The sequence below is a fragment of the Variovorax sp. P4_D9 genome, from assembly GCF_056401695.1.
The window spans coordinates 1-15491 of the sequence record NZ_JBFUIU010000132.1; the positions used below are offsets into that span (position 1 = coordinate 1).

General features: G+C 68.6%; 12 protein-coding genes and 1 pseudogene. 10 read left to right on the forward strand and 3 right to left on the reverse strand.

All coding sequences use genetic code 11. The features are described 5' to 3' along the window. Together AC1DY5_RS16370 and AC1DY5_RS16375 are read right to left on the reverse strand one after the other, a co-directional pair. On the reverse strand, positions 1-2916 hold a 2916-nt coding region (locus AC1DY5_RS16370; protein ID WP_478112976.1), incomplete at its 3' end, for an efflux RND transporter permease subunit. Further along, entirely contained in the window at positions 2913-4157 is a 1245-nt protein-coding gene (locus AC1DY5_RS16375; RefSeq protein ID WP_478112978.1) for an efflux RND transporter periplasmic adaptor subunit, read from the reverse strand. The genes AC1DY5_RS16375 and AC1DY5_RS16370, both read right to left, overlap by 4 nt. A gap of 175 nt (positions 4158-4332) precedes the next feature. Between AC1DY5_RS16375 and AC1DY5_RS16380 the strand changes: the two genes are divergently transcribed. The 7 genes from AC1DY5_RS16380 to mdoH all read left to right on the forward strand — a co-directional run bounded on the left by AC1DY5_RS16380 (position 4333) and on the right by mdoH (position 12195). After that, positions 4333-4827 carry a hypothetical protein gene (locus tag AC1DY5_RS16380; protein ID WP_478112980.1) on the forward strand — a complete coding sequence of 165 codons (495 nt, stop codon included), beginning with the start codon at positions 4333-4335 and terminating at the stop codon, positions 4825-4827. A 124-nt stretch (positions 4828-4951) separates the two neighbouring features. Beyond that, positions 4952-6322 carry a tRNA (N6-isopentenyl adenosine(37)-C2)-methylthiotransferase MiaB gene (gene miaB / locus AC1DY5_RS16385; protein WP_478112982.1) on the forward strand — a complete coding sequence of 457 codons (1371 nt, stop codon included), beginning with the start codon at positions 4952-4954 and terminating at the stop codon, positions 6320-6322. Further along, positions 6322-7749 (forward strand): sensor histidine kinase, encoded by a 1428-nt coding sequence (locus AC1DY5_RS16390; protein WP_478112984.1) that lies wholly within the window; start codon positions 6322-6324, stop codon positions 7747-7749. Before miaB ends, AC1DY5_RS16390 begins: the two co-directional genes overlap by 1 nt. Before the next feature lie 68 nt (positions 7750-7817). Beyond that, positions 7818-8417 (forward strand): hypothetical protein, encoded by a 600-nt coding sequence (locus AC1DY5_RS16395; protein ID WP_478112986.1) that lies wholly within the window; start codon positions 7818-7820, stop codon positions 8415-8417. Beyond that, positions 8414-9793 carry a sigma 54-interacting transcriptional regulator gene (locus AC1DY5_RS16400; protein ID WP_478112987.1) on the forward strand — a complete coding sequence of 460 codons (1380 nt, stop codon included), beginning with the start codon at positions 8414-8416 and terminating at the stop codon, positions 9791-9793. The genes AC1DY5_RS16395 and AC1DY5_RS16400 overlap by 4 nt, the downstream gene beginning before the upstream one ends. 195 nt (positions 9794-9988) lie before the next feature. Continuing rightward, the gene (locus AC1DY5_RS16405; protein ID WP_478112989.1) at positions 9989-10189 is read left to right on the forward strand and encodes a hypothetical protein; all 201 of its coding nucleotides are present in this window, start codon (positions 9989-9991) and stop codon (positions 10187-10189) included. Between the two features lie 5 nt (positions 10190-10194). Further along, entirely contained in the window at positions 10195-12195 is a 2001-nt protein-coding gene (mdoH, locus tag AC1DY5_RS16410) for a glucans biosynthesis glucosyltransferase MdoH (protein WP_478112991.1), read from the forward strand. Between the two features lie 64 nt (positions 12196-12259). Here the strand turns inward: mdoH and ffh are convergent, their stop codons facing one another. Beyond that, positions 12260-13645, reverse strand: a complete 1386-nt coding sequence (gene ffh, locus AC1DY5_RS16415) for a signal recognition particle protein (protein ID WP_478112993.1) — start codon at positions 13643-13645, stop codon at positions 12260-12262. Positions 13646-13725: 80 nt separating this feature from the next. Here ffh and AC1DY5_RS16420 point away from each other — a divergent pair, with 80 nt between their 5' ends. The 3 genes and pseudogenes from AC1DY5_RS16420 to AC1DY5_RS16430 form a co-directional block, all read left to right on the forward strand. Continuing rightward, the gene (locus AC1DY5_RS16420; RefSeq protein ID WP_478112994.1) at positions 13726-14535 is read left to right on the forward strand and encodes a cytochrome C assembly family protein; all 810 of its coding nucleotides are present in this window, start codon (positions 13726-13728) and stop codon (positions 14533-14535) included. Continuing rightward, positions 14532-14768 carry a PP0621 family protein gene (locus AC1DY5_RS16425; RefSeq protein WP_478112996.1) on the forward strand — a complete coding sequence of 79 codons (237 nt, stop codon included), beginning with the start codon at positions 14532-14534 and terminating at the stop codon, positions 14766-14768. The genes AC1DY5_RS16420 and AC1DY5_RS16425 overlap by 4 nt, the downstream gene beginning before the upstream one ends. Positions 14769-14790: 22 nt before the next feature. Next, positions 14791-15491, forward strand: a pseudogene (locus AC1DY5_RS16430) (PAS domain-containing sensor histidine kinase); the annotation flags it as partial.

Sequence of the window (15491 nt, forward strand, 5' to 3'; positions counted from 1 at the left end):
CATCAGGATCGGACGGAAGCGCAGTCGGCAGGCCTCGCGGATTGCATCCTGCGGCTTCATGCCCTCGCTGCGCTGCGCCTCGAGCGCGAAGTCGATCATCATGATCGCGTTCTTCTTGACGATGCCGATCAGCAGCAGGATGCCGATGGTGGCAATCAGCGTGAGGTCGAAGCCGAAGAGCTTGAGCGACAGCAGCGCGCCTACCGCCGCCGAAGGCAGTCCGGCCAGGATCGTGAGCGGGTGGATATAGCTCTCGTACAGGACACCGAGCAGCACGTAGATCACCAGCACGGCCAGCACCAGCAGCACCGCCTGGCTCGACTGGGAGCTCTGGAACACGGCCGCGTCGCCGCCGTAGCTGGTGATGATAGACGGCGGCATCTTGAGCTCGGCCTTGAACTGGTCGATCTTCGCCGTGGCGTTGCCCAGCGGCACATCGGGCGCCAGGTTGAAGGATACCGTGACGGCCTGAAGCTGGCCCTGATGGTTGATAGAGGTCGGCCCGACCGTGCGCTTCACCGTCGAGAAGGCCGACAAGGGCACGAGCTGCCCGGCCTTGTTGCGCACCGACAGGCGCGACATGTCTTCCTCGAACTGCCGGTCGCTGTCGGCCGCCGAGAGGATCACCTGGTAGGTGTTGCTGGCACCGTAGATGCTGCCGATTTGCCGGTCGCCGTAGGCGTTGTAGAGCGCGGTGCGAAGGTCGCCGACCGCGACGCCGAGCACGCCCGCCTTGTCGCGGTCGATGTCGAGCGTGGCCTGGAGACCGCGGTTCTGCGAATCGCTCGTGACGTCGCGGAAATCCGGGTCGGCGCGCATGCGCTCCATCAGCTTGTCGGCCCACACGTTCATGGCGCCGGCATTCACGCTTTGCAGCGTGTACTGGAAACGGGCCTTACTTTGTCGGCCGCCCAGACGCAGGTTCTGGATCGGCTGCATGTAGACCGCAACGCCCGGGATTTCGCGGAAGCGCTTGCGCAGCGACTCGAGCACCTGCGACATCGGCAGCCGCTCCTTGCGCGGCTTGAGCACCACGAACAGCCGCCCGGCGTTCTGGGTGGCGGTCGGGCCGCCGGCGCCAATGAACGAATTGACGTAGTCCACGCTCGGGTCGGCCATCAGCGCATTGGCAACGCGCTCCTGCAGGGCCTTCATCGCGGGAAAGGAAATGTCCTCGGCCGCCTCGGTCGTGACCTGGATCTGCCCGATGTCTTCTTCCGGGAAGAAGCCCTTCGGAATAGTGATGAACAGCCACGCCGTGAGCGCAAAGGTCGAGGTCGCGACGATCAGCATGACTCTGCGGTGACGCAGCGTCCAGTCGAGTGAGCGCAAGTAGTTGGCGTGCACCCAGCGGTAGCCGCGCTCGAAGGCGCGGCCGATGGCGGTGCCCGGTTCTGGATGCTCTTCTTCGTGGTTGATCGCGCCGCCTGCGCGCGGCGTGTGCTTGAGCAGCCGGCTCGCGAGCATCGGCACCAGCGTGAGCGACACCACCGCCGACACCATCACCGCGAGCCCCACGACCACCGCGAATTCATGGAACAGCAGGCCGATCACGCCCGGCATGAAGAAGATCGGGATGAACACCGCCACCAGCGAGATCGAGATCGAGATGATGGTGAAGCCCACTTCGCGCGCACCGCGCAGCGCGGCGGCGAAGGGCTCCATGCCCTTCTCGACGTAGCGCATGATGTTTTCGAGCACCACGATCGCATCGTCCACCACCAGCCCCACCGCGAGCGTGATGCCGAGCAGCGAGACGTTGTCGAGGCTGTAGCCGAAGGCGTAGAGCAGCGCGACCGCGCCGATCAACGAGATCGGGATCGTCAGCGCCGGAATCAGCGTGGCCACCAGCCGGTGGAGAAACAGGAAGATCACCAGCACCACCAGCAGGATGGTGCCCAGCAGCGTGAGTTGCACGTCGTGCACCGCTTCGCGGATCGAGAGCGAGCGGTCGTTGAGTATGCGGATATCGACCGACTGGGGAAGTTCTTCCCTGAAGCGCGGCATCAGCGCGCGCACCGCGTCGACCACCTGCACCGTGTTGGCATCGGGCTGGCGCTGCACGGCCAGCGAGATGGAGCTCTTGCCGTTGTAGGCGCTGGCCGTCTTGACGGACTCGAAGCTGTCCTCGATGGTCGCCACCTCGTCCAGCCGCACCGGCGAGCCGTTGCGCTGGCCGACGATCACCTTGGCGAAGTCGGCCGCCTTCAGCATCTGCTCGTTGGCCTGGATGGTGAGGGTCTGGCGCGGACCGTCGAGCACGCCCACCGGCGTGTTGGCATTGGCCAGCCGCACGGCGTTGGCGAGTTCGTCGAGCGTGATGTTGCGCGCGTTCAGCAGGTCGGCATCGGCCTTGACCCGCACCGCGAAGCGCTTCTGGCCGTAGACCGCCACCTGCGCCACGCCGTCGATGGTCGACAAGGTGGGCGAGACCAGGTTCTCGGCATAGTCGTTGAGATCGGACGGCGTCATCGAGTCCGAGGTCATCGCGATGAACAGTACCGGTGCATCGGCCGGGTTGACCTTGCGGTAGGAAGGCWGTTGCGTGAGTTCGACGGGCAGCAGCCGCTGTGCGCGCAGCAGGGCGGCCTGGACGTCGACCGCCGCCGCGTCGATGTCGCGCGAACTCACGAATTCGAGCGTGACCGAGGTCACGCCCTGGGTGTTGACCGAACTGATGGTCTGCAGGCCGGGGATGGTGGAAAACTGCTTTTCGAGCGGCAGCGCCACCGACGATGCCATGGTCTCCGGACTGGCTCCCGGCAACTGCGCGGACACGGCGATGACCGGCGTGTTGTAGCTCGGCAGCGCCGCGACCGGGATCTGGAAATAGGCAAAGATGCCGACCACCACCACCGCGGCGGAGAGCAGCACCGTCATCGCGGGACGACGAATGCAAAGCTCGGAGATATTCATGTGCGCTCCCGGTCCGCGACGACGCTGGCGCTGGACGGCGCGACCGAGGCCGCGCTGCCGGGCGAAGGCCCGGGCGCCGCGTTGCCGGGCTGCTGCGGTTGCTGCTGCTGGGGCGGGGGCGGCGGCGCGTCGATGCGAACCTTGCCGCCGGGCCGCACGTTCTGCTTGCCCTCGATCACCACCTGCTCGCCCGGCTCGACGCCCTTCACGACCACCTGGGTGCCGAAGTTGTAAACCGTCTGCACCTTGCGCCGGGTCGCCTTGTGTTCGGCATCGACCACGAACACCGAACTGCCTTCGGCCAGCATCATCAGCGCAGAGGCCGGCAGCACGGTCGCGTTGTCGATGGTGCGCACCGTGATCCTGGTCTCGACGAACTGGCCGGGCCACAGCGCCTGGTCGGCGTTGTCGAACACCGCCTTGGCGCGCACGGTGCCAATCAGCGGGTCGACCGTGTTGTCGACGAAGCTCAGCGTGCCCTGCAGCGGCGCCTTGCGTCCGGCCGCCAGCGCCTCGACCGGCGTGTGCTCGCGCGCCGCCTGCAGCAGGTCCTGCAACTTGCCTTCTGGCACCGGGAAGCTCACTGCGATCGGGTCGAGCTGCGTGATCGTGACCAGCGACAGGGTGGGCTGCACCAGCGTGCCCGGGTAGATATTGACCGCGCCTATGCGGCCGGCGATCGGCGCCTTGAGCGTGGCGTAGCCCAGCGCCACCTGGGCCAACTGCACGGCCGCCCGGTCGGCCGCCACCGCGGCGCGCTGTGCCTCCAGCTGCGACAGCGTCGCGTCGGCGGCACTCTTGGCGATGAAGTTCTGCGCCACCAGGTCCTGGCTGCGCTTGTACTGGCGCTCCAGGTCGGCCAGCATGGCCTCGTCGCGCTGCTGCTGGGCCCGCGCCTTGGCAAGGTTGGCCTGGTCGGGACGGTCGTCGAGAGTGAACAACAACTGGCCGGCCTTGACGAACTGGCCTTCCTTGACGTGCACCTCGCGCACCGTGTTCGTCACCTGCGGCCGCAGGTCGACGCTGTTGAGCGAGACCACGCTGCCGTTGACCTGCACCGTCACCGGGACCTTCTGCAGCTGGGCGGCCGCCAGCGTGACCAGGGCCGGGGCCCCGGCGCCGGGGGCGGCGGCCTGGGTGGCCGCGGCGCTGCGGGTCTTGGCGCCCGACCACCACCAGGTGCCGGCCGCAACCGCGACGACCAGCGCACCCGAGAGGGCGAGAGCGAGATTCTTCTTCATGGGCTTCCAGGTGGGATCGAATTGAGGCGGCAACTATTGGAGCAGCGAGCGGCAGAAAGAGCCCGGATTCGCCGTAAAGAAATGTAAAGCGTCCGGGCAGAATGGCACGGAGTGGGGCTTCTCCAGCACCGCCCGGCCGCTAGAATCCGCGCTTCACAGCCTCTGGATGTACCCCATGAATCGCTGCCCATTGCTCCTTGCCAGACTCCTGCCGATCACCCTGGCCGCCTTGATCGGCGCTGCGGGCGTGCTCGTTTCAGGCCACGCGGCGGCCCAGTTGCTCGACCCGTCGGCGACCCAGAACGAAGCCGCCAACGGCGGCCGCAACTTCCCGCAAGGCACCCTGCGCGGCCGCTTCATGGTCGTGAACTCGCCCGAGATCCTGCTCGACGGCCAGCCCGAGCGCCTGTCGCCGGGCGCCCGCATCCGCAGCGCCGAGCGCATGCTGGTGATGCCGGCGGCGATCACCGGCCAGAACCTGCTGGTGAACTACACCCGCGACGCCGCCGGCCTGGTCCACGAAGTCTGGATCCTGACACCCGACGAAGCCCGCGCCAAGCGCGCCTCGGCCGACAAGCCCTTCTTCAACTTCTGGCCCTTCGTGGCCGACAGCGGCCCGCGCGACGACGGCAAGACGCCCTTCGACCAGCTGCCGAAATACGGCCAGTAGGCCTGCGCCCGCTGCGCCCATCGACCGCCGCAGCGCCCTGCGCTCGCGGCGGCTGCGTTCCCATCCACCCGTGATTGGAGCGCAGCGCCAGAACATAGAAAACCGGCCCCACCGGGAGAGCCCCATGACCACCCCCAAAGTTTTCATCAAGACCTTCGGCTGCCAGATGAATGAGTACGACTCGGACAAGATGGCCGACGTGCTGCGCGCCGCCGAAGGCTACGAGCCCACCAGCAACGTCGACGAGGCCGACCTGATCCTGTTCAACACCTGCTCGGTGCGCGAGAAGGCGCAGGAAAAAGTGTTCTCCGACCTCGGCCGCGTCAAGCACCTGAAAGCCAAGGGCGTGAAAATCGGCGTCGGCGGCTGCGTCGCCAGCCAGGAAGGCGCCGCGATCATCGCCCGCGCGCCCTACGTCGACGTGGTCTTCGGGCCGCAGACCCTGCACCGCCTGCCCGAGCTGCTGAGCCAGGGCGCGCGCGAGGGCCGGCCGCAGGTCGATATCAGCTTCCCGGAAATCCAGAAGTTCGACCACCTGCCGCCGGCGCGGGTCGAGGGCGCCACCGCCTTCGTCTCGATCATGGAAGGCTGCTCGAAGTACTGCAGCTACTGCGTGGTGCCCTACACCCGCGGAGAGGAGATCAACCGGCCGCTGGACGACGTGCTAGTGGAGATCGCCGGCCTGGCCGACCAGGGCGTGCGCGAGGTCACCTTACTGGGCCAGAACGTCAATGCCTACCGCGGCCGCATGGGCGACACGGCCGAGATCGCCGATTTCGCCACGCTGATCGAATACGTGGCCGAGATCCCGGGCATCGAGCGCATCCGCTACACCACCAGCCACCCGAACGAGTTCACCCAGCGGCTGATCGACGTCTATGCCCGCGTGCCGCAGCTCGTGAGCCACCTGCACCTGCCGGTGCAGCACGGCAGCGACCGCATCCTGATGGCCATGAAGCGCGGCTACACCGCGATGGAATACAAGAGCACGGTCCGGAAGCTGCGCGCGATCCGGCCCCAGCTCGCGCTCAGCAGCGACTTCATCGTCGGTTTCCCGGGCGAGACCAACGAGGACTTCGGCAAGATGATGAAGTTGATCGAGCAGCTCGAGTTCGACGCAAGCTTCAGCTTCATCTTCAGCCCGCGGCCGGGCACGCCGGCAGCGGCGCTGCCCGATGACACGCCGCATGCGGTCAAGCTGGCGCGGCTGCAGCAGCTCCAGGCCGTGATCGACCGCAACGTCAAGCGCTTCGGCGAGAGCCGCGTCGGCACGCTGCAGCGGGTGCTGGTCGAGGGCGCCTCGCGCAAGGATGCGCGCGAGCTGATGGGCCGCACCGAGTGCAATCGGGTCGTCAATTTCGAGGGCGATGCGCGGCTGGTCGGCCAGATGGTCGACCTACGCATCACGCGCTCGCTGGCCTACACGCTGCGCGGCGAGGTCGTGACCGCCGAATCCACAGCGACCGGCCACGCGGCCGCGCTGCCGGTCGCCTGATGGCGAAGCTGACTTCGGCCCGCGGCTCGTTCCAGCAACTGCTGCTGTTCGCGTTCCTGTTGATCACCGCGCTGCTGGTGGGCGTGGCCCTGCGCGCCGTGTTCCAGTACGACATCCTGATGACCCAGAGCCGCGACGCGGCGGCGCGGGCGCTCACGCTGTCCGGTGCCGCGCAGTCGCTGGCCGAGCGCAGCGCCGCCATGGAGCGCGCCGGGCGCCAGTCGCTCGTGCTCAACGACGCTGTGCTGCGGCGCCGCTTCGAGGACGCCGCGCGCGACGCCCGCCAAGTGCTGAGCCGGCTCGGCACCAACGGCCTCGGTCCTGACGGCCCCGACAAATGGCGCGAGYAGCTGGACGTCATCCAGGACCTGATGAGCGGCGCACCCGAGACCTCGCTGGCACGCGAGAGCTCGATGGCGGTGCAGTTCCGGGAACTCGACGCCCTCAACACCCAGATCGCGCAGCAGGCGCAGTTCCTGATCGAGACCCAGAACAACGAGCTGGCGCAGCGCATCGAGACCGCGCGCAAGCGGCTGATGCGGCTGGTCATCGCCGCCAGCGCGCTGGCGGTTTCGCTGGCGCTGGCCTTCGGCGTCTGGTTGGCGCGGCCGTTCAAGCGGCTCGAGCGCGCGATCGTCGGGCTCGGGGAGAACCGGCTCGACGTCCCGATCGACATCCGCGGACCGGCCGACGTCCGGCGGGTGTCGCAGCAGCTCGAGTGGCTGCGGCTGAGGCTGACCGAGCTCGACGCCGACAAGGCACGTTTCCTGCGACACGTCTCGCATGAACTCAAGACCCCGCTGGCCGCACTGCGCGAAGGCGTCTCGCTGCTGGAAGACGGCGTGACCGGCGCGCTCAACCCGGCCCAGCTCGAGGTGACGCAGATCCTGCAGCAGAACACGGTCGCGCTGCAGGGTCAGATCGAGGCCCTGCTGCGCTTCAACGCGGCCGCCTTCGAGGCCCGCGAACTGCGCCGCGAGCGCACGCCGCTGCTGCCGCTGATCGAGGAGCAGATCGAGGCCCAGCGGCTGCAATGGCAGGCCAACGGGCTCACGGTGCGGGCCGAGGGCGAGCCGATCTCGGTGGTGGTCGACCCGGTCAAGCTCGGCACCGCGATCGCCAACCTGCTGTCGAACGCGATCCGCTTCTCGGCCCGAGGCGGCACCATCACGATCACGGTGTCGAGCACCGCCGACACCGCGCAGATCGACATCGCCGACGCCGGCCCGGGCGTCGCCGAGGGCGATCGCGACCGGGTCTTCGAGCCTTTCTACCGCGGCGAGCGACAGCCCCAGCACTCGGTCAAGGGGACCGGCATCGGCTTGTCGATCGTGCAGGAGTACATTGCAGCCCATGGTGGCCGCATCACGCTGCTGCCGGAGGGACCGGGAGCGCGATTCCGCATCGCGCTGCCACGCTCCGCCTGACTTCCATCGCCCACGCGCCATTTCCTAGGTCCATGCCTCTTTCGATCTTTCGCAGATCCGCCATCGCCATGAGCTGCGCCGTGCTGCTGCTGGCCGGCTGCGCCGCGCCCCGCAAACCGACACCCACGCCGGTTGCTGTCGCCGTCGCCTCGCCGCCCGCGCCACCGGCGATCACCCCGGTCGAGGCCGAACCGCTGGCGCCCGCGACCCAGCCCGCCAGCATCTTCAGCCAATGGACCCAGGGCCCGGTGGGCGCCATGCTGGCCTACGCCGACAAGGTGCGCCCGCTCGGCGCGCCCGAGCTGGCGGCCGAACTCAACCGTCTCGGCGACCTGGTCGAGACCCCCTCGGTGCAGGTGCAGATGGCGATCGTGCTGGCCCAGACCCGGGCGCCCGGCGACCTCGCGCGCGCCATCGCCCTACTGCAGCGCGTGATCTCCAACCCTTCCGCCGATGCCCTGCCGCTGCAGCCGCTGGCCCGCGCGCTGTCGGCCCGCTACGCCGAGCAGCGCAAGGTCGAGGACGACCGCGACAAGCAGGCACAGCTGCTGCGCGACAGCCAGCGCCGCATCGACCAGCTGAACGACCGCATCGAGGCCCTGCGCGCCATCGAGCGCAGCTTCGCGCGGCCCAACCCGGCGCCCGCGGCGCCGAAGGCGGCACCATGAGCGGCGCCCGCCTGCTGGTGGTCGACGACGACGCCGACATGCTGCGCCTGCTGTCGATGCGGCTGACATCGGCGGGCTACCAGGTCACGGCCGTGACCTCAGCCGAATCGGCATTGACCCAGCTCGAGATCGAGCACCCGCAGCTGGTGCTGTCCGACGTGCGGCTGCCGGGCCGCGACGGCCTGGCGCTGTTCGACGAGATCCGCAAGCGCCACCCGACCTTGCCGGTGATCCTGCTGACCGCGCACGGCACCATTCCCGACGCCGTCGAAGCCACGGCGCGCGGTGTCTTCACCTACCTCACCAAGCCCTACGACGCCCGCGAACTGCTCGAGAAGATCGGCCAGGCGCTGGCCCTGGGCGCGCCGGCCGCCGCACCCGGCAAGGGCAGCGACGAGAGCTGGCGGGCCGAGATCGTGAGCCGCAGCAACCGCATGGCCGAGTTGCTGGCCGAGGCCCGGATGGTCGCCAAGTCCGACGCCAGCGTGCTGCTGCGCGGCGACAGCGGCGCCGGCAAGGAGGTGCTGGCGCGCGCCATCCACCGCGCCAGCGCGCGCGCCGACAAACCTTTCGTGGCGGTCAACTGCGGCGCCATTCCCGAGGCGCTGCTCGAATCCGAGCTGTTCGGCCACATGAAGGGCGCCTTCACCGACGCGGTCGCCAACCACAAGGGCCTGTTCCAGCAGGCCGACGGCGGCACCCTGCTGCTCGACGAGATCGGGGACATGCCGCCGGCACTGCAGGTCAAGCTGCTGCGGGTGCTGCAGGAGCGCGCGGTGCGCCCGCTCGGCGGCAGCCAGTCGATCGCGGTCGATGTCCGGATCATCTCGGCCACCCACCGCGACCTCGATGCCGCGATGGAGGCCGGGCAGTTCCGCGAAGACCTGTACTACCGCCTCAATGTCGTGACACTCAGCCTGCCGCCGCTGTCGGCGCGGCGCGAGGACATCCCGCTGCTGGCCAACCACTTCCTGCAGCGGCTGTCGACCAAGTACGGCAAGCGGCTGTCGGGCTTCGCGCCTGAGGCGCTGAAGGCCCTGACCACCGCCTCCTGGCCCGGCAACGTGCGCCAGCTGTACAACGTGGTCGAGCAGGTCTGCGCACTGTCGAGTTCGCCGCTGATCCCGCTGGCGCTGGTACAGCGCGCGCTGCGGGTGCCGAGTGTCGAGGTCCAGACCTACGCCGAGGCCAAGCAGCGCTTCGAACGCGACTACCTGGTCGGTCTGCTCAAGCTGACCGACGGCAATGTGGCCGATGCAGCGCGCCTCGCCGACCGCAATCGGACCGAGTTCTATCGGCTGCTGCAGAAGCACGAACTCACGCCCGGACACTTCAAGGCCGACGCTCCGTCGCCGGGCGGCGAAAACGGTCGCTGACCAGCGACACGCCAAGTCGTTGATTTTATTGGGTTTTGTCAGTCAGGCTTCCTGGCTGTCGGGCCCAGGCGACAAATTCGGGGGTCTGGCGGCCGTTTCGGGCGGCCGAACCCCCACGAAAGCCTGAAATTCAACGCAAGCAGTTGATTTCAAAGGGTTTTTCGCCCCTGGCACAGGGTTTGCCACTGTACTGGCATGACAGCACTCACCAGCCCCTCTTTCGCACTGCGTCCGCAGCGCGACGGCCTGCGTCAAAAGCAGTTTTCCCTCTCGCGGCCCCGTGCCGCGGGTCAAATGCTGGCAGCCCAGGCGGGCGCCGGTCACATGGCGCCCGAGAGCGTGTTCAAGCGCTTTCCGGCAATTGGCGACACCTCTTTCGACAAGCAACGAGGCTGAAGCGGATGAAGCCCACCCACTACGCCCAACCGAAGCTGCTGGCCGAAAGCGATTTCTCGCATCGCAGCCCGCTGCGCGAGGAACGTCACCCGAACTCGGTGACAGCGCCCCCGATCAACCGCGGTTCGATGACGCCCCGCCCCTGGCGCGGCTTCTGGAACAGCATCGGCACCGCCCTGCTCGTGAAGCTGGGCGCCGGCGCCGCGGCCAAGCCGGCCGGTAAGACCGCCGGTCCGCGGCAGCSCTGGCAGCGTGCGGCCGCGCAGCGCCGCCTGGCGTTCCTGGCTCTGACCGTGCTGAGCACCGTGGCCGCCGGCACCCTGTTCGCCCGCGTCCAGCCCGACTACGACAACCTGTGGCTCGAATACAGCCAGATCGCGCTCTACGCCGTGCTTTCGGGCTGGGTCGTGACCGGTTTCGTGACCGCACTGATGGGCTTCTACGTCTCGGTGCGCGGTGACAAGCATGCGCTGTCCGCCAAGCAGGTGGCCAACCATCCGATGAACCCGGAAGCCCGCACCGCGATCATCATGCCGATCTGCAACGAGGACGTGTCGACCGTGTTCGCCGGCCTGCGCGCGACCTGCGAGTCGGTCGCCTCCACCGGGCACGCGCAACAGTTCGACGTCTTCGTGCTGTCCGACAGCTACACGCCCGAGATCGCCGCCGCCGAGCGCGCCGCCTGGGAAGACCTGCGCGCCGCGCTGGCCAACAGCCCGAACCAGCCCCAGGTCGAGGTCTACTACCGCCTGCGCACCCGCCGCACGCACCGCAAGGCCGGCAACGTGGCCGACTTCTGCCGCCGCTGGGGCAAGGACTACCGCTACATGGTCGTGCTCGACGCCGACAGCGTCATGAGCGGCGACTGCCTGACCTCGATGGTCAAGCTGATGGAAGCCAACCCGACCGCCGGCATCATCCAGACCGCGACCCAGGCCATCGGCCATGTCACGCTGCACGCCCGCGCCCAGCAGTTCGCCTCGCGCATGACCGGCCGCCTGTTCACGCTCGGCATGCAGTTCTGGCAGCTCGGCGAATCGCACTACTGGGGCCACAACGCGATCATCCGCGTCCAGCCCTTCATGGACCACTGCGCGCTGGCCCCGATCAAGGGCAGCGGCGGCATGTCGGGCGGCATCATGTCGCACGACTTCGTCGAAGCCGCGCTGATGCGCCGCGCCGGCTACCACGTCTGGCTGGTCGCCGACCTGGTCGGCAGCTACGAGCAGCAGCCGCCGGACCTGCTGTCCGAGCTGCAGCGCGACCGCCGCTGGTGCCAGGGCAACCTCCAGAACGCCCGCCTGATGGCCGAGCCCGGCCTGCACCCGGTGCACCGCGCGATGTTCGTCACCGGCACCATGGCCTATGCCTCGGCGCCGCTGTGGCTGGCCTTCCTGACCCTCGGCACGGCCCTGTGGCTGACCGGTTCGAGCGTCGTCGAGCACTGGCTCGCGATGCCGATGGAGCTCGCCGGCCTGTGGCTGTGGACCCTGTGCCTGTTGTTCCTGCCGCGCGTCCTCGGCTTGATTGCGGTCGTGATCCGCGGCGAGCAGCGCCAGTTCGGCGGCATCGGCGGCCTGCTCAAGAGCGCCGCGCTCGAAAGCGCGATGGCGATCGTCCAGGCGCCGGTGCGGATGCTGGCCCACTCGCTGTTCGTGGTGGTGGCACTGACCGGCCTCAAGCTTGACTGGAAGTCGCCTCCGCGCGAAGCCGCCGCCGTCTCGTGGCGCATCGCGGTCTCGCAGCTGGCGCCGATGTCCTTCGTGATCGCCGCGCTGGCCGTCGGCATCGCGATGATCGACGCCAGCGCGCTGACCTGGCTGATGCCCGTGGGCCTGCCGCTGCTGCTGGCGATCCCGCTGACGGTGCTGACCAGCCAGATCGGCTTCGGAATCGCGCTGCGCGACCGCGGCTTCCTGCTGATCCCCGAGGAATCGCGCTCGCCGGCGGTGCTGCGCAGGGCCTGGATGCATGCGCTGCGGCTGTCGCGGCCTGCGGCGGCCTGAGCATCGGCCCACAGCTCACAAAAAAGGCCCCGCATTGCGGGGCTTTTTCATTGGCGAGCAATGCTCAGAAGCGCGGCATCCCGCCGCCCCCGCCCATCGGTGGCATGCCCTTCATGCCGCCCATGCGCTTCATCATCTTCATGAGGCCGCCGCCCTTCATCTTCTTCATCATCCCCTGCATCTGCTCGAACTCGTTGAGCAGCCGGTTCACTTCCTGGACCTGGACGCCGGCGCCGGCCGCGATGCGGCGCTTGCGCGTCGCCTTGAGCAGTTCGGGCTTGCGGCGCTCCAGCGGCGTCATGCTGTTGATGATCCCCTCCTTGCGCCGGATGTCGCGCTCGGCCCGCGTCATGTCGGCCTCGGTCGCCTTGGCGGCCATCTGCGCCGGCAGCTTGTCGAGGATGCTCGACAGCCCGCCCATCTGCTTCATCTGCTGCAGCTGGCCCAGGAAGTCGTTAAGGTCGAAGCCGGCGCCGCTCTTGACCTTGGCCGCCAGCTTCTGCGCCGCCGCGACGTCGACGCCGGCCGTGACCTGCTCGACCAGCGCCACGATGTCGCCCATGCCGAGGATCCGGCCCGCATGGCGCTCGGCGTCGAACACCTCCAGCCCATCGATCTTCTCGCTGACGCCGGCGAACTTGATCGGCACGCCCGTAACCTGGCGCACCGACAGCGCGGCGCCGCCGCGCGAGTCGCCGTCGGTCTTGGTCAGGATGATGCCGGTCAGCGGCAATGCCTCCTTGAAAGCCTTGGCGGTGTTGATCGCATCCTGCCCCTGCATGGCATCGACCACGAACAGGGTCTCGACCGGATCGAGCGCCGCATGCAGCTGCTGGATCTCCTGCATCAGCACCTCGTCGATCGCGAGGCGGCCGGCGGTGTCGACCAGCAGCACGTCGAAGAAGTGGCGCTTGGCATGGTCGAGCGCGGCGCGCGCGATGTCCAGTGGCTTCTGGTCGGGCGTACTCGGGAACCACTCGGCGCCGGCCTGCTTCGTGACGGTCTTGAGCTGCTCGATGGCGGCCGGCCGGTAGACGTCGCCCGACACGGTCAGCACCTTCTTCTTGCGCTTCTCGATCAGGTGCTTGGCCAGCTTGGCGGTGGTGGTGGTCTTGCCTGCCCCCTGCAGGCCGGCCATCAGGATCACGGCCGGCGGCTGGGCCGCCAGGTTGATGTCGGCCACGCCCTCGCCCATGGTGGCGGCCAGCTCGCGGTTGACGATCCCGACCAGCGCCTGGCCCGGCTTCAGCGAGCCCAGCACCTCCTGGCCGAGCGCCTTTTCCTTCACGCGGGCGACGAAGTCGCGCACCACGGGCAGGGCGACGTCGGCCTCGAGCAGGGCCATGCGCACCTCGCGCAGCATGTCCTGCACGTTGCTTTCGGTGATGCGGGCCTGGCCGCTGACCTGTTTGACGAGGCGGGAGAATTTTTCGGTGAGGGCGCTGGCCATGGTGCTTCCCGCTGGACGGGACCGGTATGAGAACGGGAGCGACGGCATTCCGCAGAAGGCGAGAAGCTAAACTCCGGCCAATGATTTTAGCGATCCCCTCCCCGCTCGGCGTGGCACTGGGCATCGCCACCGCTGCCGCCTATGGCGTCACCGCTGCCGCCGCCTCCAGCCTCAGCCGCTCCACGATCCCCTGGCTGCTCGGGCTGGCTTGGCTGTTGCACGCGCTGGCGCTGGCCGTCGGGCTGGTCGGCGGCACGCCACGTTTCGGCTTCGCGCCGGCGATCTCGGTCACGGCGTGGCTGGTGCTGACCGTCTACGCCATCGAAAGCAGCCTGTATCCGCAGCTCAAGGTGCGCCGCACGCTGGCGGTGCTGGGCGCCGTCGCGGTCATGCTGGCGGTGCTGTTCCCCGGCACGCCGCTGCATGTCTCGGCCTCGCCCTGGCTGCCGCTGCACCTGGCGCTCGGGATCGCCTCGTACGGCCTGTTCGGCGCCGCGGTGGTCCATGCCTGGCTCATGACCCGGGCCGAGAAGCAGATCCGGCTCGCCGCCGAGCCGCAGGGCGGCGTGCCGCTGCTGACCATGGAACGCCTCACCTTTCGCTTCGTGACCGCGGGCTTCGTGCTGCTGTCGGCCACGCTGCTGGCCGGCTTGCTGTTCAGCGAGACGCTCTACGGCAGTTCGGTGCGCGGCTGGAAGTGGGACCACAAGACCGTCTTCTCGGTGCTGGCCTGGCTCACCTTTGCGATCCTCCTGACTGGCCGCGTCCGTTTCGGCTGGCGCGGCCGCACCGCACGGCGCGTGCTCTACGCAGGCTCGGCGCTGCTGCTGCTGGCCTACGTGGGTTCGCGCTTCGTGCTCGAAGTCGTGCTGTCGCGCCCCATCTCATGAAATACCTGCTCGTCTTCGCGGTCGTCTTCATCGCGATCTGGCTCTGGCGCAAGAATCGGCGCGAGGAGATGCGGTCGCGCCCGCCGCCGCAGAAGCCCCCGGCCGTCGGCGCGCCGCAAGCAATGGTGCGCTGCGCGCACTGCGGGCTCCACCTGCCCGCCGCCGACGCGATCGCCGGCCCCGACGGCGCCGTGTACTGCAGCACGGCGCACCGCCAAGCCGACCAGAAATGAAACAGGCCCTGGAGCGCCCGGCATGACCGCGTTCCTGCGTGCCCGCGGCGAACCCGCGACCGACTGGAGTTCGCTCGAACAATTCAGCGGCCAAAGCACGGCGCTGAAGCGCCTGTGGCGCGGCTTCGTCGCCGCGCGCTGCTTCGTGGCCGCGGTGCTGCTGCTGTTGCAGGGCCTCGCGCTGATGCTCGGACAGTCGGCACAGCCGGTGACGATCGCGCTGTGTGCCGCCTATCTGGTGATCACCCTGCTGACCGCGCGCTATCCGCCGATGCAGCAGATCCGCAGGCTGGGCCAGACCTGGTTCGCGACCATCGGCGTCGACCTCGTGGTCTTCGCGGTGCTGCAGGTGCTGCAGGTCGGGGGCATCAACTACTCGCCGCTGTTCGCGCTGCCGGTGCTGATGGGGGCCGTGCTGGGCACCGGCACGGTCGGCCTCGGCACCACCGCGGCCGCGACGCTGCTGCTGCTCGGCCATGCCACCTGGTACTGGCTGGAGCAGCCGGCCGACACCTCGCCGCGCTTCGTGCAGGCGGCACTGACCGGCACCGGCCTGTTCGTGRTCGCCTTGATCGCCCACGAAATGGCGCGCCGGCTCACCCGCGAGGAGTCATTGGCCCAGCGCAACCGCAGCGCCGCCCAGATGCATGCGCTGGTCAACGACCTGGTGATCGAGACGCTCAGCGAAGGCGTGCTGGTGGTCGATGCGCAGGGCCAGGTGCA